Source organism: Pseudomonas sp. B21-036 (genome assembly GCF_024748925.1).
Taxonomy (GTDB): domain Bacteria; phylum Pseudomonadota; class Gammaproteobacteria; order Pseudomonadales; family Pseudomonadaceae; genus Aquipseudomonas; species Aquipseudomonas palmensis.
This window is the reverse complement of the sequence record NZ_CP087178.1, coordinates 1,853,251-1,872,550: the sequence shown is the minus strand read 5'-3', so window position 1 is coordinate 1,872,550 and position 19,300 is coordinate 1,853,251. Positions and strand designations below refer to the sequence as shown.

Genomic DNA, 19,300 nt, shown 5'->3' with positions numbered 1-19,300 from the left:
AAGGTGCATGCCATGACTTCCGCCTCCTCCCTGACCCGCGCCGTCGGGCGCGGCCTGCGCAAGCTGGCCGGCGCACAGCCCGAGCGCGCCTACCGCCTGTTCGATGTCACCCTCAAGCAACGCATCCAACTGAGCCCGTCGCTGAGCCGCCTGGTGTTCACCGGCCCGGACGTGGCCCGGATGCACACCCTGGCTGCCGATCAACGGGTCAAGCTGTTCTTCCCCGCCGCCGACGGCAGCCCGCCCGAACTGCCCAACGACCTGCACTGGAACGAAGCCCGCCGCGCCCTGGCCGAGGCCAGCCGCCCGCCCATGCGCACCTACACCATCCGTGCCCTGCGCCGCGAACAGGCCGAGGTGGATATCGATTTCGTACTGCACGGGGTCAACGGCCCCGCCTCGGCCTGGGCCACCCACGCCCGCACAGGCGACCGTCTGCAGATCCTGGCACCCAACCTGGCCTTCGCCGGCGACCCCGGGGGCTACGAATGGAACCCGCCCGCCGGGGTGCGCAACATTCTGCTGGTGGGCGATGAAACCGCCTTGCCAGCCATTGCCGGCATTCTCGAAACCCTCGCCGGGCAAGATGACCCGCCCCAGGTCGAAGCCTATGTCGAGGTGCCGCTGCAACAGGACTGCCTGGCCCTGCGCTGCAATGCCAGCACCACCTTGCACTGGCTGCCACGCGACCAGCAACAGCGCATCCAGGGCCAGGCCATGGTGCATGCCGTGACCCAGCTGGCCACCCTGCCCGCCAGACGCCCGCCCGCCGACACGCGCCTCGAGGAGGTGGACATCGACCAGCAGATCCTCTGGGAACGTGCCAGCGCCAGCCACCAGAGCTTCTACGCCTGGGTGGCCGGGGAATCGGCTGCGGTGATGCAGATCCGGCGCTTTCTGATCAACGAACAGGGCCTGGACCGCAACGCGCTGACCCTGATGGGCTACTGGCGCGCCGGCCGCACGTTCGAGTAGGACCGCAGGCGTTTTCCAGGGCTCCGGGCGGCAGGCCGGGAGCCTTGGAAACATTTGCTTGCATTTTTTAGTGCAGGATTTCTGCTTCTCATTCGTCCTAACAATTACCACTGCACCCTTTCGAGCGAGCCTGAGCCCAGACACCCCGTGCTCCGGAACCTCATGCTCACCACACTCCGAATCGAAGTTGCCTGCCCAATGTCGAAAAAGTCACGTTCAAAACTCTGGTTTCTGGTCCACAGCTGGCTAGCCCTGCCGATCTGGTTCTTCGTGCTGATCGTCTGCTTCACCGGGACGCTGGCCGTGGTCAGCCAGGAAATCGTCTGGTTGGCGCAGCCCGAGGTCCGCGCCTCCAAACCCGACGGCGACCCGCCGATGCTGGGCTTCGACCAGGTGCGCGCCGCCGTCGAGGCCGCGCAGCCGGGGGTGTATGTCAGCACCATCGTGCGCCCGGACGAATCGCATTTCGCCCTGACCGTCAGCGTCACCTACCCCGACTCGCGCTCCACCACGCTCTACGTCAACCCGTACACCGGGGTGGTCCAGGGCGAGGCGGCGCAGTTCAACTTCCAGGCCTTTACCCGCGCCCTGCACGGCTGGTGGCTGGTGCCGTTCACCAATGGCTACAGCTGGGGCTGGTACCTGGTGTCGCTGCTGGGGCTGCCGATGCTGGCCTCGCTGGTTACCGGGCTGGTGGTGTACAAGCGCTTCTGGAAGGGCTTTCTCAAGCCGACCCTGCGCCTGAAGCACGGTGCGCGGATTTTCTGGGGCGACTTCCACCGCCTGAGCGGGATCTGGTCGATCTGGTTCATCGCAGTCATCTCGATCACCGGTACCTGGTTCCTGATCCAGGCGATTCTGTTCGACAACCAGATCTCGATTTCCAGCAACCAGGTGCTGCCGGTGATCGCCCGCGAGAACGTGCCCACCGCGCCCGCCGGCCAGCCGGCCCCGGTGCTGAGCCTGGATGCCATCGAAAAGATCGCCATCGACAAGATCCCGGGGCTGGACGTGAGCTTCATCAGCCTGCCGAGCAACGCCTACAGCCACACCTCGGTGGGGGGGCGCAGCTGGTACCCGCTGATGTTCCAGACCGCATCGGTCAACCCCTACAGTGGCGTGGTCGAGGCCCATGAGCTGCTGTCCGACCGCAGCAAGCTCGAATTCGTCACCGAGTCGATGCGCCCGCTGCATACCGGCGATTTCGGCGGTATCTGGATCAAGCTGATCTGGTTCGTGTTCGGCCTGCTGCTGAGCATGATGGTGCTCAGCGGCCTGCTGATCTGGACCAAGCGCACCGCCATCGCCACGGCCACCGCCCTCAAGCGCAGCGAAAAACCGGCACGCGCCAAGCGCGCCGCCGCTGCCACCCCTACCCCTTCGGAGAGCCAGGCATGAGCAAGGCAATCGCTGCACAACCGCCTTCGCGCCTGCGCCAGTTCTGGCTGAAATGGCGTTTTCACATCAACATACTGCTGTTGCTGGTACCGCTGGGTTTCATGCCCAAGTACTTTGCTGATGCGGCCTTGTTTCGCGGCGACGTGGGCCTGGGCGAGCGCGAGATCGGCGAGGTCCAGGTCGGCCCCTGGAGCCTGAAGCTGGCCGAGCTGCGCAACGAGGCGCCGCGCCAGGACGGGCCGGCCGGCTACATGAAGAGCTTCAACGCCAGCCTGTGCGAAGCCTGTATCCCACAGGTCAAGGCCACCTACCTGCGTATCGGCAAGCCGCGCAGCCTGCGCGCCGCCGGCGGAATCTTCTTCGGTTCCCCTTACCGCATGGGCGCCACGGTGCCGGTGCCGCTCAAGACCAGCCCCGACGCCGAACTGTGGGTGACCATGGAAGGCTGGGACGGCAGCATGCACCAGGGTTCGGTCCCGCTCAGCAAGGCCTCGCCAAGCACTGTCGCCTGGCTTCAAAAACAAGGAGGCAAATGATGCCTGTTTCTGACCTGCTGCGTCGCCTGGGTGGCGCGGCACTGCTCACTTCGCTCGCCACCTTCAGCAACCTGGCGCTGGCCCACAACCCGATCTGCGAATGCAAGCAGATCGAAGGCGGCCAGATCCAGTGCACCGGCGGCTTTTCCGACGGCAGCGGCGCCCCCGGCGTAACCCTCGACGTGATCGGCTACGACGAAAGCATCCTGGTGCCCGGCAAGCTGGGCGAAGACTCCAAGCTCACCTTCAAGCGCCCCGATGCCGAGTTCTACGTGCTGTTCGACGCAGGCCCCGGTCATGTGGTGGAAATCGACCAGGCCGACATCGAGGCACCATGAGCACCCCGACCACGACCCAGACCATCCGCCCGGCCGGTGCCGGCCATGAAACGCTGTACGTGCTGCTGTTCTGCGCCCTGGTGCTGCTGGTGGCCGGCGCGGTGGTCAGCTGGCGCGGCGAAACCACCGAAACCAGCGAAGTGGCGGCCCATCAGTTCGATGCGCGCCGCGACCTCACGGCCGGCGAGCAAGGGGTATACGCCGACCTGCGGGTTACCCTGGAGGAGATCCAGCTGCGTCAGCAGGAAGAACAGCGCCTGCCCACCCCGGCCGAGCTGGATGCCGAGGGCTACGCCCCGTTCGCCCGCGACGCCAGCGCCGTGAGCCGTGGCGGCCACACCTGGCAGTTGCTCGAAGGCGGCGCCTACCTGGGGCTCAGCCAGGCCAGCGAAGTGGCCGGCTCGTTCCTGATGCGCCTGGGCGCACAGCCCGACAGCCCGGCCGATATCTGGCTCAACCGCAGCACCGACCTCACCGCCCCCCACGACCTCAGCGACGCCGCCTTGAGCGCTGCGGGCTGGCAACAGGTCGTCGCGCAATTCGATGCCGGGGTCACTCGCCAGCATCGGCACTGAACCCACGGATACACCTGAGAGAAGACCGCCTGCCCATGTCTATTTCATCGTTTCTGGTCAACCGCCGACGCATCCTGGCCGGCGTGCTCGCCCTGTGCCTGGCGCCCCTGGCGCACGCCGAAGAGGCCAAGCGCCTGCGTATCGGCATCACCCTGCACCCCTACTACAGCTACGTGGCCAACATCGTCGGCGACAAGGCCGAGGTGGTGCCGCTGATTCCGGCAGGCTTCAACCCGCACGCCTACGAGCCACGCGCCGAGGACATCAAGCGCATCGGCACGCTGGACGTGGTGGTGCTCAACGGCGTGGGGCATGACGATTTTGCCGACCGCATGATCGAGGCCAGCGAAAAGCCTGGCGTGGCCACCATCGAGGCCAACGCCAACGTGCCGCTGCTGGCGGCCACCGGCATCGCCGCACGCGGCGCGGGCAAGGTGGTCAACCCGCACACTTTCCTGTCGATAAGCGCCTCGATCGCCCAGGTCAACAACATCGCCCGCGAGCTGGGCAAGCTCGACCCGGCCAACGCCAAGGCCTACACCGCCAATGCCCGCGCCTATGGCAAGCGCCTGCGCCAGCTGCGTGCCGAGGCCCTGGCCAAGCTCACCAGCGCGCCCAATGCCGACCTGCGCGTGGCCACCGTGCACGCGGCCTACGACTACCTGCTGCGTGAATTCGGCCTGGAAGTCACCGCCGTGGTCGAGCCCGCCCATGGCATCGAACCGAGCCCCAGCCAGCTGAAGAAGACCATCAACCAGCTGCGCGACCTGGACGTGAAGGTGATCTTCTCGGAGCTCGACTTCCCGTCCACCTATGTGGACACCATCCAGCGTGAGTCCGGCGTGCGCCTGTACCCGCTGTCGCACATCTCCTACGGCGACTACAGCGCCGAAAAGTACGAAAAGGAGATGACCAGCAACCTCGATACCGTGGTGCGCGCGATCCAGGAGGCCGGGGCATGAGCGCCATCGAGCCGATCACCCTTGCCAGCCAGGGCCCCGGCGTGGAGTTCGACGCCGTTGGCCTGACCCTGGGCCGCACCACCATCCTCGACCAGGTGAGCTTCAAGGTGCGCCCTGGCAGCGTGCATGCGCTGGTGGGGCCCAACGGCGGCGGCAAGAGTTCGCTGATCAAGACCCTGCTCGGCCAGATGCCCCACCACGGCCGCCTGAACCTGCACTGGGCCGGCGCCCCCGGTTGCATCGGCTACGTGCCGCAGGCCCTGGAATTCGACCGTGGCCTGCCGATGACCGTGGACGACTTCATGGCCGCCATGTGCCAGCGCCGCCCGGCGTTCCTGGGGCTGTCGCGCCACTACGCGGCGAGCATCGGCCAGGCGCTGGAGCGCGTGGGCATGCAGGACAAGCGCAAGCGGCGCATGGGCGCCCTCTCCGGCGGCGAGCGCCAGCGCGTGCTGCTGGCCCAGGGGCTGATTCCGGCGCCGCAACTGCTGGTGCTGGACGAACCGATGTCGGCGCTGGATGAAGCCGGCATCCGCATCTTCGAACAACTGCTGCTGGACTGGCGCGCCAGCGGCACCACCGTGCTGTGGATCGAACACGACCTGGAGGCGGTGAAACGCCTGGCCGACCACGTCACCGGCCTCAACCGGCGCATCCTGTTCGACGCGCCGCCCGAGCAGGCCCTGCGCCCGGAGGCGCTGCTGCAACTGTTTTCCACCCACCCGCGCAGCGCTGCGGTGACCGGGAGCCACGCCTGATGAACTATGAAGAATTTCGCCTGATGATCCAGGGCCTGGCGTCCTCGGGCTACCTGCCCGAAGCCCTGGCCTATGGCTTCGTGGTCAACGCGCTGCTCGCCGGCCTGCTGATCGGGCCGGTGCTGGGCGGGCTGGGCACGCTGGTGGTGGTCAAGCGCTTTGCGTTCTTCTCCGAGGCGGTGGGCCACGCGGCCCTGACCGGGGTGGCCATCGGCATCCTGCTCGGCGAACCCTATACCGGCCCCTACGGCAGCCTGTTCGGCTACTGCCTGCTGTTCGGCGTGCTGCTCAACTACCTGCGCAACCGCACCGGGCTGGCCCCGGACACCCTGATCGGGGTGTTCCTGTCGGTGTCGCTGGCGCTGGGCGCAAGCCTGCTGCTGATACTGGCGGGCAAGATCAACGTGCACATCCTGGAGAACGTGCTGTTCGGCTCGGTGCTGACGGTCAACGGCAACGACCTGCTGGTGCTGGCCATCGTCGGCGCGCTGGTGCTGGGCCTGAGCCTGCCGCTGTACAACCGCATCATGCTGGCCAGCTTCAACCCGCAGCTGGCGGCAGTGCGCGGGGTGGCAGTGAAGACCCTGGACTACCTGTTCGTGGTGCTGGTGACGCTGATCACCGTGGCCGCGGTGAAGGTCATCGGCGCGATCCTGGTGGGCGCACTGCTGGTGATCCCGGCCGCTGCCGCCCGCCTGCTGAGCCAGTCGCTCAAGGGTTTTTTCTGGACCTCGGTGGTGATCGCCACCCTCAGCACCCTGAGCGGCATCCTGCTGCCGATCGTGTTCGACCTGCCGTTGCCTTCGGGCGCCGCGATCATCCTGGTCGCCGGCATGGCCTTCGCCCTGGCCGCCATCGCCCGTGGCACCCTGCCCAGCCTGAAAGGAAACATCGGATGAAGCCGACATTTCGCCAACTGACCCTGGTACTGGCCCTGAGCGGCGCCTTCAGTGTTGCCGCACAGGCCGCCGAAGCCGCGCGTCCGGTGCAGGTACTGGCGTCCCTGCCCATCACCTACGGCCTTGGCCAGTTGCTGCTCGACGGCAGCGAGGTGAAGCTGCAACGCGCCGCCGCGGCCAACCTGCCCGGCTCGCGCCAGACCGCCTACTTCAGCGGGCGTGGGGCGCCGGCCCTGCAGAAGCTGGCCGTGAACGCCGATGCGGTGATCGGCCTGCGCTCGGTATGGGCGGACGACCCGCTGTACCCGATGGCGCGGCGCAGCAATATCCGCATCGTCGAAGTGGATGCCGCACGCCCGGTGGATGGCAGCCTGCCCGGCATTGCGGTGCAGCCGGGGGCGCCAAAGGACGGCCTGAACAGCCAGCCGTGGCTGTCGAGCAACAACCTGGGGCGCATGGCCGACGTGACCGCCGCCGACCTGGTGCGCCTGGCGCCGGCCGCCAAGCCGAAAATCGAGGCCAACCTGGCCACGCTCAAGCAGCAGTTGCTCAAGCTCAGTGCCGACAGCGAAGCGCGCCTGGGCGAAGTCGACAACCTCAGCGTGGTAAGCCTGTCGGAGCGCTTCGGTTACCTGATCGGCGGGCTGAACCTGGAGCAGGTGGCCTACAGCGTACCCGCCGAAGACCAGTGGACCCCCGAGGCACTGCAGCAGCTGACCGCCCTGCTCAAGGACAACGACGTGGCGCTGGTACTCGACCACCGCCAGCCGAGCGAGGCGGTAGCTGCGGCAGTCGCCAAGGCCGGCAGCCGCCTGCTGGTGCTGGAGGGCGGCGGCGAAAACCCGGTGAGCGAACTGCAGGGCAGTATCGATGAAGTGATCAAGGCACTCGCCGCGAAGGCCTAAGGTCGGCAAAAACAAAGCCCCAGTGCGCAACGCCTGGGGCTTTTCAGTTGCGCCGAACGCCAGCGTGCGCGCGATCAGCGCGCCGGCAGCGGTTGCGGCACCGGCAGCGGCCTGCCAAGCAGCACACCGACCACCACGGCGAACACCAGCGCCGCCACCCCGGCGCTTTGCAGCACCGTCTCGAAGCCGCCGATGAAGGCGTGCTGCGCCAGCGGCGCGAGGGTTTCGCGCAGTGCCGGGTCGACCATAGCCAGCGCTGCCGGCAGGTCACCGGCGGCAACCCGGGTGGCCATGTCGCCGACCTTGTCCAGTTGCCCAGGCGCCACCCCTGCCACCGCCTCGCGCAGCAACTGCCCGCTGCGCGCCGCCAGGATGCCGCCCAGAATGCCGATGGCCAGCACGATGGCACCAAAGCGCGTGGTAGTGCTCAGGCCCGAGGCCATGCCGGTGCGCTCGCGCGGCACGCAGGCCATGATGTTCTTCTGCGTGTCGCCGTTGAGCAGCCCGGCCCCGGCGCCCAGCACGATGCTGGCCAGGGCGAAGCTCAGGTAGCCGCCATAGCTGGCCGCCGCGCCGCACAGCAGGTTGCCCGCGCCCACCAGCAGCAGGCCCAGGGCGAACACCTGGGCGCTGCTCAGCCGCGCCGACAGGCGCATGCCCAGGCGCGGGGTCAGCAGCATCGCCAGGGCAAACGGCAGCATGCCCGCGCCGGCGGCCAAGGCCGACAGTTGCAGGCCGTTCTGCAGGTACAGCGGCAGCAGGGTCATCATCACCTGGGCGCAGGCGGCGTAGGCGAACATGCCCAGCAATGCACCGATGAAGCGTGCGCTGCGCATCAGTTGCAGGTCGATCATCGGCCGCGCCTGGTTGCGCTCCACCAGAATGAACAGGCCGAACAGGAACGCTGCGATCACCAGGCGCCCAAGGGTCTGGGCACTGCCCCAGCCGACCTGGTTGGCATCGATCAGCGCCCAGATCAGGTAGCCCAGGCTGCCGGCGAAGGTCAGGCTGCCAAACGGGTCCAGCCGCGCGGCGGCGCTATCGCGGGACTCCTCGACACTGCGCCGCACCATCACCGCCAGCACCGCCACCAGCGGCAGGTTGATGTAGAAGATCCAGCGCCAGCCCAGGGTGCTGGCGATCAGCCCGCCCAGCAGCGGCGCGAAGGTGATGGTCGCGCCCATGCACGCGCCCCAGAACGCCCAGGCCCGCATGCGCGCCTCGGGCTCGTGGAAGCGGTGGCCGATGGCAGCCAGTGCCGAGGTCAGCAGCAACGCCGCGCCCACGCCCTTGGCGGCCCGTGCGATGTCGAGGAACACCAGGGTGGGCGCCGCGCCGCAGGCCAGCGAGGCGAGGCCGAACAGGCCCAGGCCCAGTTGCAGCATGCGCCGGCGCCCGAAGCGGTCGGCCAGGCTGCCGGCGGGCAGCAGCAGTGCGGCGAAGGCCAGCAGGTAGGCGCTGACCACCCATTCGATGTCGGCGAACGAGCCGGACAGGTCGCGGGCGATGCTAGGCAGGCTGACGGCGACGATATTGGTGTCGAGGATGATCAGGGCGCACACGGCCGAAGCCGTGAACAGGGTGAAACGGGCGGAGGACATTGCAAGGCTCCCGTGCAAGGCGATCTGGGGCCAGTGTCGCGGTGTCCGAGCAGGCTGCCGCGACAGGGCCGGTGTAGCCACCGGATGCTCATAGGCGCAGCGGCTTTGCCGCCACGTCACGCATCTTGTAGTGTTACTACACATTACCGCCGCAACGGCCTGGCCTTGTTAGCCAGGATCGCCTGCGTCATTAGCCTGCAGCTAACGAGACCCCATGGAAATCCGCCATTTCCGCTATTTTCTCAGCGTCGCCCGCCTCGGCCACTTCACCCGCGCCGCCGAGCAACTGGGCATCGCCCCGCCGACCCTGAGCCGGCAGATCCAGGACATGGAAAGGCAGCTGGGTGTGCGCCTGTTCGAGCGCAGCCAGCGCGAGGTGTGCCTGACCGCCGCCGGCGAGGCGCTGCTGCCCGAGGCCGAACAGGCGGTGCGCCAGTTCGATGCCGCGCAGCTGGGCGCACAACGGGCCGGGCGCGGTGACGTGGGGCGTATCGAGTTGGGGTATGTGGCCTCGGCAGCCTTTTCGGGGCTGCTCCAGCAGCAGGTGACGCGCTTCAGCCAGTCGCACCCGGGGGTGGTGCTGAACATCCGCGAGCAACCCATGGCCGAGTCCCCCGCGCTGGTGCGTGACGGTGTGCTGGATATCGCCTACGTGCGCACGCCGATGGACCTGCCCGACGAACTGGTCGCGATGGACCTGCACGAAGAAGGCTTTGTCCTGGCCCTGCCGGCCAGCTCGCGGTTGAACGAGCTGCCGCAGATCATGGCCGCACGCCTGGCCACCGAAACCTTCATCTTGCCCGAGCAGATCTCCGGCACCCTGGCCGTCGCCGCCCAAGGTGGCTTCGTGCCGCGCCTGGGGCCGCAGCCGGGTAGCCTGGTGGCGGTCATCACCCTGGTTTCGCTGGGCCAGGGCGTGGCGCTGGTGCCCGAGTCGGTGCTGCAACACATCACCCTGCCGCAGGTCAGCTACCGGCGCATCGCCGACAGCCAACCCACCTCGTGCCTCACCGTGCTGCATCGGCGTTTCGAGAAGGCGCCCGCGGTGATGCGCTACATCGAGGCCCTGCGCACCGGCCAGGGCTGATCGCACCCGCGCGCCTTACAGACGCTGCAGGGCCGCCGGCACGGCGCGGGCAAAGCGCTCGGCCACGTCGTCCACCTGCGCGGCGGTAATGATCAGCGGCGGCAGAAAGCGCACCACGCAACCGTTGCGCCCACCCAGTTCGATGATCAGCCCGCGCTTGAGGCATTCGTTCTGGATCAGCGAGGCCAGCTTGCCGAACCCGGGCGCATGCCCCAGCGCATCGGCGGCCCCTTGCGGGTCCACCACCTCGACGCCGAGCATCAGCCCGCGACCGCGAATGTCGCCCAGGTGCGGGAAGTCGCGCTGCAGCACCGCCAGGTGCTCGCACAGCCGTGCGCCCATGGCCTCGGCGTGGGCGGCCACGTCGTGTTCCTTGAGATAACGCATCACCGCCGAGCCTGCAGCCATGGCCATCTGGTTGCCACGGAAGGTGCCGGCGTGGGCACCCGGCAGCCAGGTGTCGAGCCAGTCGCGGTACACCACCACTGCCAGCGGCAGGCTGCCGCCGATGGCCTTGGACAGCACCACCACATCCGGCACGATGCCGGCGTGCTCGAAGGCGAACATCCTGCCGGTACGGGCAAAGCCGCTCTGGATCTCGTCGACGATCAGCGCCACGCCCGCCTGCTCGGTGATGCGCCGCACGCCGCGCAGCCAGTCGAGGTCGGCCGGGATCATGCCGCCCTCGCCCTGCACCACCTCGACGATCACCGCCGCCGGCAACTGCACGCCGCCTTCGGGGTCGCTCAGCAGGTTTTCCAGGTAGCGCAGGTTGACCTGCACGCCCTGCTCGCCGCCCAGCCCGAACGGGCAGCGGTAGTCGTAGGGGTATGGCAGGAACTGAACGCCGTTGCCCAGCAGTGCGCCCATCGGTTTCTTAGGCCCCAGGCTGCCCATCAGGCTCAGCGCGCCCAGGCTCATGCCGTGGTAGCCGCCCTGGAACGACAGCACCGTGCTGCGCCCGGTGGCAGTGCGTACCAGCTTGAGCGCGGCCTCCACCGCATCGGTGCCGGTCGGCCCGCAGAACTGGATCCGGGCCTGGGCGCTGAAGGCCGGTGGCAGCAGGCCGAACAGGTCCTGCACGAACTGGTCCTTGACCGGCGTGGTCAGGTCCAGGGTATGCAGCGGCAGGCCGTCGGCCAGCACCTGCTGGATCGCCTCGATCACCACCGGGTGGTTGTGGCCCAGGGCCAGGGTGCCGGCGCCGGCCAGGCAGTCGATGAACTGGCGGCCCTCGACGTCTTCGACGTAAAGCCCCTGGGCACGCTTGAGCGCCAGCGGAATGCGCCGCGGGTAACTGCGTGCATTGGACTCCTGCTGCTTCTGTCGCGTCAGCAGCGGCGAATCTTCGAAGTGATAAAGCGTTTCGCCAGGCTCGTCGGCTGAAGAAGCCGGCTGTGCCTGGGCAAGGCAGGTAGCGACTGACATCGGAAGTAACCCTCGCAAGCAAGCGGATGGTCCCACCACGCGCCGATGGCAGCGTTGTGTCGGGATGTGTACTCGCTTGAAAGACGCATCAACGCCCTGCGGATTTAGCGCGCGGGGCGGTCTTCTAGAAGGTTTTGTGCATCAGTTGCAGGTGCAGGCCATGAAATCCCAGCGCCTCACCGCTGGGCGAATAACCCAGGCGTGCGAAAAAATCCTGGGCCGAGGCGGTGCTGTACAGCGATGCATGGGTACAGCCCCAGCGGCGCAAGGCGTGTTCCAGGTCCAGCACCAGTGCCCGACCGATGCCATGCCCTGTGTAGTCGCGCTGCACGAAGCACTGGCAGATCTCGCCGCTGCGCAAGGCCAGCGCGGTAGCCACCGGGCGACCCTGCCAGCGCCCCAGGTTCAGGTACAGGGCCGGGTCGCCCAGCCAGTCGGTGATCTGCGCACGCTGCTTGCTGCGCGACCAGGCGTCGATCACCTGCAGGTCACCGTGATGGTCCTGGTCGGCTGCGGTGGCGATGCTCTGCTGCATCAGCCGCTCGATCAGGGCGGCCTCGGCCGGCCGGGCCCTGGCAATGCGAATCCGTTCGTCCATGAGTGCTCCCTGGTGCTGTGCGGTCCACACCTTACGGGGGCGACCGGCGCCTGACGAGGCCGGCGGGGTTACATTTGATGTGCACGCAACGGCATCTGCAGCAACACGCGCAAGCCGTCGGCGTGGCTGTCGAACGTCAGCGAGCAGGCGCAGCGCTGCACGATCGCCTGCACGATCGCCAGGCCCAGGCCACAGCCTTCGCTATGGCCATTGCGCCAGAAACGCTGGGTCACATGCTGCAGGTTCTGTGCATCGATGCCCGGCCCATGGTCGCGCACCAGAAAGCCCACGGTGTTCGCCTCGACCTGAACCTGCAGCTCCACCGGCGCATCGGCGGCGCTGTGGCGCAGGGCGTTGTCCAGCAGGTTGCGCAAGGCCGCCACCGCCAGCGCCGCGGGCATGTCGGGAAACACCTGGGCCGCCGGCGCCGCAGCCTGCAGCACGATGCGCCGATTGTCGCCCAGGCCCGCATCCTGGATGGCCTGGCGGGCGATCTGCTCGGCGCTGTACTGCACGCCATCATCGAACGACAGGCTGCCCTCCACCCGCGCCAGCAACAGCAGCTGCTCCAGGGTACGGTGCAGGCGATCGGCGCCCTGCTCGGCATGCTCCAGGGCCTGCTCGCGCACCTTGCCATCGGTCATGCGGGCCACTTGCAGGTGGGTCTTGATCGCCGTCAGCGGGCTGCGTAGTTCATGCGCGGCATCGCCGGTCAGGCGCCGTTCGCGCTCGATGGTCTGGCCGATGCGCTGGAACAGCTGGTTCTGGGTTTCGAGCAACGGCTGCAATTCGCTGGGCAGGGCACGCACCTGCAACGGCTCCAGCGAATCGGGGCTGCGCCTGCGCAGTGCGTCGCGCATGCGGTTGAGCGGCGCCAGGCCCTTGCCCACCCCCAGCCACAGCAGCCCGAGGCTACCCAGCAACGCCACCAGCACGGGTGCCGAGGCCGCCAGCAGGATCGAGCGGTTCAGCGCCTCGCGCTCCAGGTGCCGGTCGGCAGTGGTGATGCGCACGTCGCCGCGTGCATAGGTGAAGCTGCGCCATAGTGCGCCATCGATCATCTGGTCGTGAAAGCCGCTGCGCTGGTCGTCGAGGGTCTGGTCGGCATGGTTGTGGCTGCGCGCCAGGATCTCGCCGCGCAGCGAGCTGACCTGGCAGGCCATGCCATCGGGGATGCTGAACTGGTCGGTGCTCAGGCGCGTGCCCTCGCCCTTGCTGGTCAGCGGCTGCGGCAACTGGTCGATCAGCCCGGCGACCATGCGCGCCGACGCCACCAGGCGCTGGTCGAGGGAGAACATCATCTGCTGGCGCAGGTCGCACAGCATCCACGTCGCGGCCAGGGCCCAGATCAGGATGAAGGCAGTGCCCAGAATCAGGCTCAGGCGCAGGCGCAGGCTCATCGTTGCAACGCCTGCGGCACCTGGGCCGGCCCCAGGCGATAACCCAGGCCGCGCACGGTCTCGACGATGCCGTTGCCCAGCTTGCGGCGCAGGTGATGGATGTGCACGTTCAGGGCATTGCTTTCGACCTCGTCGCCAAAGCCGTAGACGCTGTCCTTGAGCTGCTCGCTGGACAGCACCCGGCCGCGGTTCTGCAGCAGGGCCTGGAGCAGCGCCTGTTCGCGGCGCGACAGGTCCACCGGCTGACCGGCCAGGTGCGCTTCGCAGCTGGAGGGGTCGAAGCTCAGCGGGCCGTGTTCGATGACGTTGACACAGCGCCCGGCCACGCGGCGCAGCAGGGTGTGCAGGCGCGCGGCCAGCTCGCGCAGATCGAAGGGTTTGAGCAGGTAGTCGTCGGCGCCGGCCTGCAGCCCGTCGACCCGGTCGGTGACCGCATCGCGCGCGGTCAGGATCAGCACCGGCAGGCTGTGGCCCTGCTGGCGCAGGCGTTGCAGCAGCTTGAGGCCGTCTTCGTCGGGCAGCCCCAGGTCCAGCACCATCACGTCGAAATGCGCGGCCTGCAGCATCGCCCGCGCCGCACTGGCGCTGGCCACGCGGTCGACGGTCAGGCCCTGGGCACTCAGGCCGGCAATGATGCCGCTGGCGATCAGGTCATCGTCTTCACAGAGCAGTACGTGCATGGGGCGGGCTCGGTCGTTGGCAGAAAGGCCCAGTGGGCCACAGGCGGATTAACCGGGGATTATGCCGCGCCCAGGCGCACACGTCGCCTGCGAGGCGACGGCTGCCCATCGGTTAACCCTGGGTTAATCCATGCCGGTCAGTCTTGCGGGCTTATCGCACTGCCAAGGCGTCGACATGCGCGTATTTCTGCTAGCCCTGCTGTGGCTGTTCAGTTCGCTGAGCCAGGCCCAGCCCTTCAACAACCCTTTTGCCCAGAGCGAATTCCTGCCCGTGGAAAAGGCCTTCGTGTTCAGCAGCGAGCGCCTGCCCTCGGGGCAGATGCGCCTGCACTGGCAGATCAGCGACGGCTACTACCTGTACCAGAAGCGTCTGAAGTTCGATGGCCTGGCCCCCGAGGCGGTACCACCATTGCCGCCGGCCCTGCCCCACAGCGACGAGTACTTCGGCGAAACCCAGGTGTACCGCGGCGAACTCGAGCTGCTGATACCGGCCAACGCCACCGGCCAGTTGCGCATGGGCTGGCAGGGCTGTGCCGACGCGGGGCTGTGCTACCCGCCCCAAACCAGCCCGGTCGACCTGGGCGGGCAGGCCGCAGGCGCCGAACAGGCCAGCGACCAGGCCCTGGCCGGCAGCCTCGGCGAACACCCGCTGGCCTGGAGCCTGCTGGCCTTCTTCGGCCTGGGACTGCTGCTGGCCTTTACCCCCTGTTCGTTGCCGATGCTGCCGATCCTGGCCGGGCTGGTGATGGGCAACGGCGCCAGCACCCGCCGCGGGCTGGTGCTGGCAGGCGCCTACGTGCTGAGCATGGCGCTGGTGTATGCCGCCCTGGGCGTGGTCGCCGCACTGCTTGGCGCCAGCCTGCAGGCATGGCTGCAGCAGCCTTGGCTGCTGGGCAGCCTGGCCGCGCTGTTCGTGCTGCTGGCCCTGCCGATGTTCGGCGCCTTCGAGCTGCAGCTGCCCACCTTCGTGCGCGACCGCCTGGAGCGCGCAGGCCGCAACACCCGTGGCGGCAATCTGTATGGCGCGGTACTGCTGGGGGCCTTGTCGGGCCTGCTGATGGGGCCGTGCATGACCGCCCCGCTGGCCGGCGCGCTGCTGTACATCGCGCAGAGCGGCAATGCCGTGCATGGGGCGCTGGTGCTGTTCAGCCTGGGGCTGGGCATGGGCCTGCCGCTGTTGCTGCTGGTGACCGTGGGCAACCGCTACCTGCCACGTCCGGGGGCCTGGATGAACCGGGTCAAGGCGGTGTTCGGCTTCGTGTTCCTGGGCATGGCGCTGTACACCCTGCGCGCGGTGCTCGACCCTGCGCTGTGGCTGGGCCTGTGCGGGGCCTGGCTGATCGCGCTGGCCTGGGGCGCCTGGCCCGCGGTCCACACCCTGCGCGCCCTGCAACCGGCCGTGCTGCTGGCGGGCCTGTGGGGCGCCTTGCTGGTGGTGGGCGCGGCCGGTGGCGCGAGCAACCTGCTGCAGCCCCTGCAACCCTATGCCGGTGGCACCGGCAATGCCGTGGCTGCGCCCCACGCCGACGCCTTCACCACGGTGCGCACCCCGGCCGAGCTGCAGGCGCAGCTGGACGCCGCCAAGGCCCAGGGGCAGTGGGTGTTCCTGGATTACTACGCCGACTGGTGCGTGTCGTGCAAGGTCATGGAAAAACAGGTGTTCGCCCGCCCCGAAGTGCTCGCCGCGCTGGAAGGCGTGCGCCTGGTACGCCTGGACGTGACCGCCGATGCCCCGGCCAGCCAGCAGTTGCTGCAGCGCTACCAGGTGCCCGGCCCGCCGAGCATGCTGTGGATCGGCCCCGAGGGTGACGAGCGCCGGGCCAGGCGCATCACCGGTGAAGTCAACGCCGCCACCTTCCTGCAACACTGGACCGCCACCCGGAGCCAAGGCTGATGCTGACCGTTAACCTGGGCCCCCTGACCATCGCCCTCGACCACCTGCTGCTGCTCTGCGCCCTGGGCCTGGCCACGCTGGTGGGCTGGCGGGTGGCCAGGCGCGGCGGCGACAACCCCGAGGCCGCACTGTTTCGCCTGTTCCTGCTCGGCCTGCTGTGCGCCCGGCTGGGGTTCGTGGCGCGCTACTGGTCGATGTATGCCGAAGACCCGGTGCAGATCATCGACATCCGCGATGGCGGCTTTTTGCCCTGGGCCGGCCTGGTGGCGGTGCTGCTGGGGGCGGCCTGGTACGCCTGGCGCCAGGCGAGCCTGCGCCGGCCACTGGGCTGGGGCCTGTTCAGCGGCGCGCTGTTCTGGCTGCTGGCCAGCTGGGCCAGCCACCTCTACGAACAGGGCACGCAACTGCCGGACCTGGCCCTGCGCGATGCCCAGGGCCATTCGGTGGCGCTGCACAGCCACCGCGGCCGGCCGTTGGTGATTAACCTGTGGGCCACCTGGTGCCCGCCGTGCCGGCGCGAGATGCCGGTGCTGCAACAGGCCCAGCATGATTATCCGGACGTGACCTTCCTGTTCGTCAACCAGGGCGAAACCCCGCAGATCGTCACCAACTTCCTGGCCACCACCGGCCTGAACCTGTCCCATGTACTGTTCGATACCGGTGGCCAGCTGGCCCAGCAGGTCGGCTCCATGGCGCTGCCCACCACCCTGTTCTACGACGCCGAGGGGCGCCTGGTGGGCAGCCACCTGGGGGAGCTGTCCCGTGCCAGCCTGCGCCATGCCCTCGAATCCTTCGACCGCGATACCGCGCTCGCTCCCACCGTTCCAGCAAGGACGACACCATGAAAGTTTCCGCCATTACCCTCGCCCTGGGCATGTTCGCCACCCAACTGGCCGTCGCCGAAGAATTGCCCAAGGCCGTGCAGCAGATCGAGGCCAAGGGCGCCAAGGTCACCGGCAGCTTCGATGCGCCCAATGGCCTGAAAGGTTATGCCGCGCAGTTCCAGAACCGTGGCGTGGCCCTGTACCTGACCCCGGACGGCAAGCACGTGCTGGTGGGCAGCCTGTTCGACGAACAGGGCCAGGACCTGAGCGAGGCGCCGCTGGAGAAGCTGGTGTATGCGCCCATGGCCAAGCAGGTGTGGGCCAAGCTCGACAAGACCGCGTGGATTGCCGATGGCAAGGCCGATGCACCGCGGGTGGTGTACCTGTTCAGCGACCCCAACTGCCCGTACTGCAACATGTTCTGGCAGCAGGCACGGCCGTGGGTAGACTCGGGCAAGGTGCAGTTGCGCCACATCATGGTCGGCATCATCCGCGCCGACAGCCCGGCCAAGTCGGCCGCGTTGCTGGCCAGCGCCGACCCGCAGAAGGCCTTGCAGGCCCATGAAAGCGCGGGCAAGGCCAGCACGCTCAAGCCGCTGGCGAAGATTCCGGCGCAGGTGCAGGCCAAGCTGGATGCGAACCTGGCGCTGATGGAGGAGCTGGGGTTGTCGGCTACGCCGGCGATCTTCTACCTGGATGACAAGGGGCAGTTGCAGACCCAGCAGGGTGCGCCGCGGCCAGAGATGTTGGGGAAGATACTGGGCAAGCGTTGAGACTCACCACACCAACAGATATCTGAAGCCGGGCACCAGGGCTGGCGATGCAAATCCCACAGGCCATGGCCTGCAGGATCGGTGTTGTCAGCCTTGTTTGTTCGGCCGAAGATCGCAGTAGGGCCATCATGGCCTTTGGGGGTTGGGGTGGCGCTACAGCATCACCAGCGTCAACACCACCAGCAACGGCAACAGCACCGCACACGACCACGCCATGTACCCGAAGAAGCTCGGCATCTTCACCCCGCGCTGCTCGGCTATCGCCTTGACCATGAAGTTCGGCGCGTTGCCAATGTAGGTCATCGCCCCCATGAACACCGAACCCATGGAGATCGCCAGCAAGGTCTGCGGCATGCGCTCCATCAACACCTGCGCATCCCCAGCCGCCATGTTGAAGAACAACAAATAGGTCGGCGCATTGTCCAGGAAGCTCGACAAGGTCCCGCTCAACCAGAAGTACATGCTGTCGATCGGCTCGCCCTGCGCACCACTCACGCTCGCCACCAACCACGCCAACTGGCCGTCACTGCCGGCCCGCAATATCGCAATCACCGGGGCAATGGTGAGAAAGATGCCCGCAAATAACTTGGCCACCTCGACGATCGGCCCCCAGTCGAACTCGTTGGCAACCCGCAGGCCGCGCGGGGTGAACCACAACGACAGCAAGGCCAGTACCACCAGCAGGCCGTCACGCAACAGGTTCTGCACCTCGACCCGCGTGCCCATCAGCTCGACGCCAATCCCCGGTTTCCAGAGGCCCGACATCAATACCGCCAGCACCACGCCCGCCAACAGCAGGAAGTTGCGCTTGCCCAGCAGGCGCAACGGCGCATCCGGCGTCGGGTCTTCGGCCAGCATCTCGTTTTCGCGGCGATAGTAGTAGCGGTCGATCAGGTAGAACACGCCCAGCAACGGCACCGCCAGCAGCACCACCGGCAAGGCCATGTGCTGCAGGGTCCAGGCAAAGCTCACACCCTTGAGAAAACCCAGGAACAACGGCGGGTCGCCCAACGGGGTCAGGCCGCCGCCGACGTTGGCCACCAGAAAGATGAAGAACACCACCACGTGCGCGGTGTGCTTGCGGTTGTCGTTGGCACGCAGCAGCGGGCGGATCAGCAGCATCGCCGCCCCCGTGGTGCCCATCACCGAGGCCAGCACCGCCCCCAGCGCCAGCAACCGCGTGTTGAGCCACGGCGAGCCATGCAGGTTGCCCTCCACCACGATCCCGCCCGAAATGGTGAACAGCGCAAACAGCAGGATGATGAACGGCAGGTACTCGGCCAGCAGTACGTGCACGCCCAGCCCCAGGCTGGCGTGCCAGCCGAAGGCAAAGCAGAACGGCAGCGCGAACAGCAGCGTCCAGCCCAGGGTGATCTTGCCGAAATGGTGATGCCACAGCGGTGCGGCCACGATGGGCAGCAAGGCGATGCTCAGCAGGATGCCGGCAAACGGCACGCCCCACAGCAGGCCCATGCGCGCGCCATCGACCTCGGCGGCGCTGGCGATGCCCGGCAGGCACAGCAACAAGAGGGCCGCCAGCAGCGACAGACAGGAACAACCACGAAACAAAGCAGGGAAAAGGCGCATCGATACCGACCGTGTGCAGATGAACAGCAGCGCGCCAGCCCGAAGGCTGGCGCGCATGAGCGAAGCATGGATGCTAAACCAA

General features: G+C 67.7%; 19 protein-coding genes. 13 read left to right on the top strand and 6 right to left on the bottom strand.

Going from position 1 to position 19,300, the window contains the following annotated elements:
- Positions 1-12 precede the first annotated feature (12 nt).
- The 9 genes from LOY33_RS08465 (at position 13) to LOY33_RS08425 (ending at position 7,346) form a co-directional block, all read left to right on the top strand.
- Positions 13-975, top strand: a complete 963-nt coding sequence (locus LOY33_RS08465; protein ID WP_104572903.1) for a siderophore-interacting protein — start codon at positions 13-15, stop codon at positions 973-975.
- 198 nt (positions 976-1,173) lie between these two features.
- A complete protein-coding gene (locus LOY33_RS08460; RefSeq protein ID WP_078480228.1) occupies positions 1,174-2,373 on the top strand; it encodes a PepSY domain-containing protein in 1,200 nt (399 codons plus the stop codon).
- A complete protein-coding gene (locus LOY33_RS08455; protein ID WP_078480229.1) occupies positions 2,370-2,909 on the top strand; it encodes a thiamine pyrophosphate-binding protein in 540 nt (179 codons plus the stop codon). The genes LOY33_RS08460 and LOY33_RS08455 overlap by 4 nt, the downstream gene beginning before the upstream one ends.
- On the top strand, positions 2,909-3,247 hold the full coding sequence (locus tag LOY33_RS08450; RefSeq protein WP_043862411.1) for a hypothetical protein: 339 nt from the start codon (positions 2,909-2,911) through the stop codon (positions 3,245-3,247). Before LOY33_RS08455 ends, LOY33_RS08450 begins: the two co-directional genes overlap by 1 nt.
- Positions 3,244-3,822, top strand: a complete 579-nt coding sequence (locus tag LOY33_RS08445) for a DUF6162 family protein (RefSeq protein ID WP_054915566.1) — start codon at positions 3,244-3,246, stop codon at positions 3,820-3,822. The genes LOY33_RS08450 and LOY33_RS08445 overlap by 4 nt, the downstream gene beginning before the upstream one ends.
- A gap of 35 nt (positions 3,823-3,857) precedes the next feature.
- A complete protein-coding gene (locus LOY33_RS08440; RefSeq protein ID WP_043862409.1) occupies positions 3,858-4,784 on the top strand; it encodes a metal ABC transporter substrate-binding protein in 927 nt (308 codons plus the stop codon).
- The gene (locus LOY33_RS08435) at positions 4,781-5,542 is read left to right on the top strand and encodes a metal ABC transporter ATP-binding protein (RefSeq protein ID WP_058542016.1); all 762 of its coding nucleotides are present in this window, start codon (positions 4,781-4,783) and stop codon (positions 5,540-5,542) included. Before LOY33_RS08440 ends, LOY33_RS08435 begins: the two co-directional genes overlap by 4 nt.
- Positions 5,542-6,441, top strand: a complete 900-nt coding sequence (locus LOY33_RS08430) for a metal ABC transporter permease (RefSeq protein WP_043862407.1) — start codon at positions 5,542-5,544, stop codon at positions 6,439-6,441. The genes LOY33_RS08435 and LOY33_RS08430 overlap by 1 nt, the downstream gene beginning before the upstream one ends.
- Positions 6,438-7,346, top strand: coding sequence for a metal ABC transporter solute-binding protein, Zn/Mn family (locus tag LOY33_RS08425; protein ID WP_043862406.1), 909 nt, complete (start codon positions 6,438-6,440; stop codon positions 7,344-7,346). The genes LOY33_RS08430 and LOY33_RS08425 overlap by 4 nt, the downstream gene beginning before the upstream one ends.
- Positions 7,347-7,420: 74 nt before the next feature.
- Here LOY33_RS08425 and LOY33_RS08420 read toward each other — a convergent pair whose 3' ends face one another.
- Entirely contained in the window at positions 7,421-8,947 is a 1,527-nt protein-coding gene (locus LOY33_RS08420) for an MFS transporter (protein WP_054915568.1), read from the bottom strand.
- Positions 8,948-9,161: 214 nt separating this feature from the next.
- Here LOY33_RS08420 and LOY33_RS08415 point away from each other — a divergent pair, with 214 nt between their 5' ends.
- On the top strand, positions 9,162-10,034 hold the full coding sequence (locus LOY33_RS08415) for a LysR family transcriptional regulator (RefSeq protein WP_100634398.1): 873 nt from the start codon (positions 9,162-9,164) through the stop codon (positions 10,032-10,034).
- A gap of 15 nt (positions 10,035-10,049) precedes the next feature.
- Here the strand turns inward: LOY33_RS08415 and LOY33_RS08410 are convergent, their stop codons facing one another.
- From LOY33_RS08410 to LOY33_RS08395, 4 genes are all read right to left on the bottom strand, one after another.
- Positions 10,050-11,462: an aspartate aminotransferase family protein gene (locus LOY33_RS08410; RefSeq protein WP_058542018.1), complete on the bottom strand. Its 1,413-nt coding sequence runs from the start codon at positions 11,460-11,462 to the stop codon at positions 10,050-10,052.
- A gap of 124 nt (positions 11,463-11,586) precedes the next feature.
- Positions 11,587-12,060, bottom strand: a complete 474-nt coding sequence (locus LOY33_RS08405; protein ID WP_043862402.1) for a GNAT family N-acetyltransferase — start codon at positions 12,058-12,060, stop codon at positions 11,587-11,589.
- Positions 12,061-12,128: 68 nt separating this feature from the next.
- Entirely contained in the window at positions 12,129-13,460 is a 1,332-nt protein-coding gene (locus tag LOY33_RS08400; protein ID WP_213607238.1) for an ATP-binding protein, read from the bottom strand.
- A complete protein-coding gene (locus tag LOY33_RS08395) occupies positions 13,457-14,140 on the bottom strand; it encodes a response regulator (RefSeq protein WP_043862400.1) in 684 nt (227 codons plus the stop codon). Before LOY33_RS08395 ends, LOY33_RS08400 begins: the two co-directional genes overlap by 4 nt.
- Before the next feature lie 175 nt (positions 14,141-14,315).
- Between LOY33_RS08395 and dsbD the strand changes: the two genes are divergently transcribed.
- From dsbD to dsbG, 3 genes are read left to right on the top strand one after another with little or no spacing between them, the layout of a single operon-like run.
- Positions 14,316-16,034, top strand: coding sequence for a protein-disulfide reductase DsbD (dsbD, locus tag LOY33_RS08390; RefSeq protein WP_043862399.1), 1,719 nt, complete (start codon positions 14,316-14,318; stop codon positions 16,032-16,034).
- Entirely contained in the window at positions 16,034-16,879 is an 846-nt protein-coding gene (locus tag LOY33_RS08385; RefSeq protein WP_043862398.1) for a TlpA disulfide reductase family protein, read from the top strand. The genes dsbD and LOY33_RS08385 overlap by 1 nt, the downstream gene beginning before the upstream one ends.
- Positions 16,876-17,631, top strand: coding sequence for a thiol:disulfide interchange protein DsbG (dsbG, locus tag LOY33_RS08380; RefSeq protein WP_043862397.1), 756 nt, complete (start codon positions 16,876-16,878; stop codon positions 17,629-17,631). Before LOY33_RS08385 ends, dsbG begins: the two co-directional genes overlap by 4 nt.
- Before the next feature lie 153 nt (positions 17,632-17,784).
- Here dsbG and LOY33_RS08375 read toward each other — a convergent pair whose 3' ends face one another.
- Positions 17,785-19,158: a sodium:proton antiporter gene (locus tag LOY33_RS08375; protein WP_229590412.1), complete on the bottom strand. Its 1,374-nt coding sequence runs from the start codon at positions 19,156-19,158 to the stop codon at positions 17,785-17,787.
- Positions 19,159-19,300 lie beyond the last annotated feature (142 nt).

Excerpts from the sequence above, each read along its gene's own strand:
- LOY33_RS08465 (WP_104572903.1), top strand. The coding sequence starts at position 13 with ATGACTTCCGCCTCCTCCCTGACCCGCGCCGTCGGGCGCGGCCTGCGC.
- LOY33_RS08460 (WP_078480228.1), top strand. The coding sequence starts at position 1,174 with ATGTCGAAAAAGTCACGTTCAAAACTCTGGTTTCTGGTCCACAGCTGG.
- LOY33_RS08455 (WP_078480229.1), top strand. The coding sequence starts at position 2,370 with ATGAGCAAGGCAATCGCTGCACAACCGCCTTCGCGCCTGCGCCAGTTC.
- LOY33_RS08450 (WP_043862411.1), top strand. The coding sequence starts at position 2,909 with ATGCCTGTTTCTGACCTGCTGCGTCGCCTGGGTGGCGCGGCACTGCTC.
- LOY33_RS08445 (WP_054915566.1), top strand. The coding sequence starts at position 3,244 with ATGAGCACCCCGACCACGACCCAGACCATCCGCCCGGCCGGTGCCGGC.
- LOY33_RS08440 (WP_043862409.1), top strand. The coding sequence starts at position 3,858 with ATGTCTATTTCATCGTTTCTGGTCAACCGCCGACGCATCCTGGCCGGC.
- LOY33_RS08435 (WP_058542016.1), top strand. The coding sequence starts at position 4,781 with ATGAGCGCCATCGAGCCGATCACCCTTGCCAGCCAGGGCCCCGGCGTG.
- LOY33_RS08430 (WP_043862407.1), top strand. The coding sequence starts at position 5,542 with ATGAACTATGAAGAATTTCGCCTGATGATCCAGGGCCTGGCGTCCTCG.
- LOY33_RS08425 (WP_043862406.1), top strand. The coding sequence starts at position 6,438 with ATGAAGCCGACATTTCGCCAACTGACCCTGGTACTGGCCCTGAGCGGC.
- LOY33_RS08420 (WP_054915568.1), bottom strand. The coding sequence starts at position 8,947 with ATGTCCTCCGCCCGTTTCACCCTGTTCACGGCTTCGGCCGTGTGCGCC.
- LOY33_RS08415 (WP_100634398.1), top strand. The coding sequence starts at position 9,162 with ATGGAAATCCGCCATTTCCGCTATTTTCTCAGCGTCGCCCGCCTCGGC.
- LOY33_RS08410 (WP_058542018.1), bottom strand. The coding sequence starts at position 11,462 with ATGTCAGTCGCTACCTGCCTTGCCCAGGCACAGCCGGCTTCTTCAGCC.
- LOY33_RS08405 (WP_043862402.1), bottom strand. The coding sequence starts at position 12,060 with ATGGACGAACGGATTCGCATTGCCAGGGCCCGGCCGGCCGAGGCCGCC.
- LOY33_RS08400 (WP_213607238.1), bottom strand. The coding sequence starts at position 13,460 with ATGAGCCTGCGCCTGCGCCTGAGCCTGATTCTGGGCACTGCCTTCATC.
- LOY33_RS08395 (WP_043862400.1), bottom strand. The coding sequence starts at position 14,140 with ATGCACGTACTGCTCTGTGAAGACGATGACCTGATCGCCAGCGGCATC.
- dsbD (WP_043862399.1), top strand. The coding sequence starts at position 14,316 with ATGCGCGTATTTCTGCTAGCCCTGCTGTGGCTGTTCAGTTCGCTGAGC.
- LOY33_RS08385 (WP_043862398.1), top strand. The coding sequence starts at position 16,034 with ATGCTGACCGTTAACCTGGGCCCCCTGACCATCGCCCTCGACCACCTG.
- dsbG (WP_043862397.1), top strand. The coding sequence starts at position 16,876 with ATGAAAGTTTCCGCCATTACCCTCGCCCTGGGCATGTTCGCCACCCAA.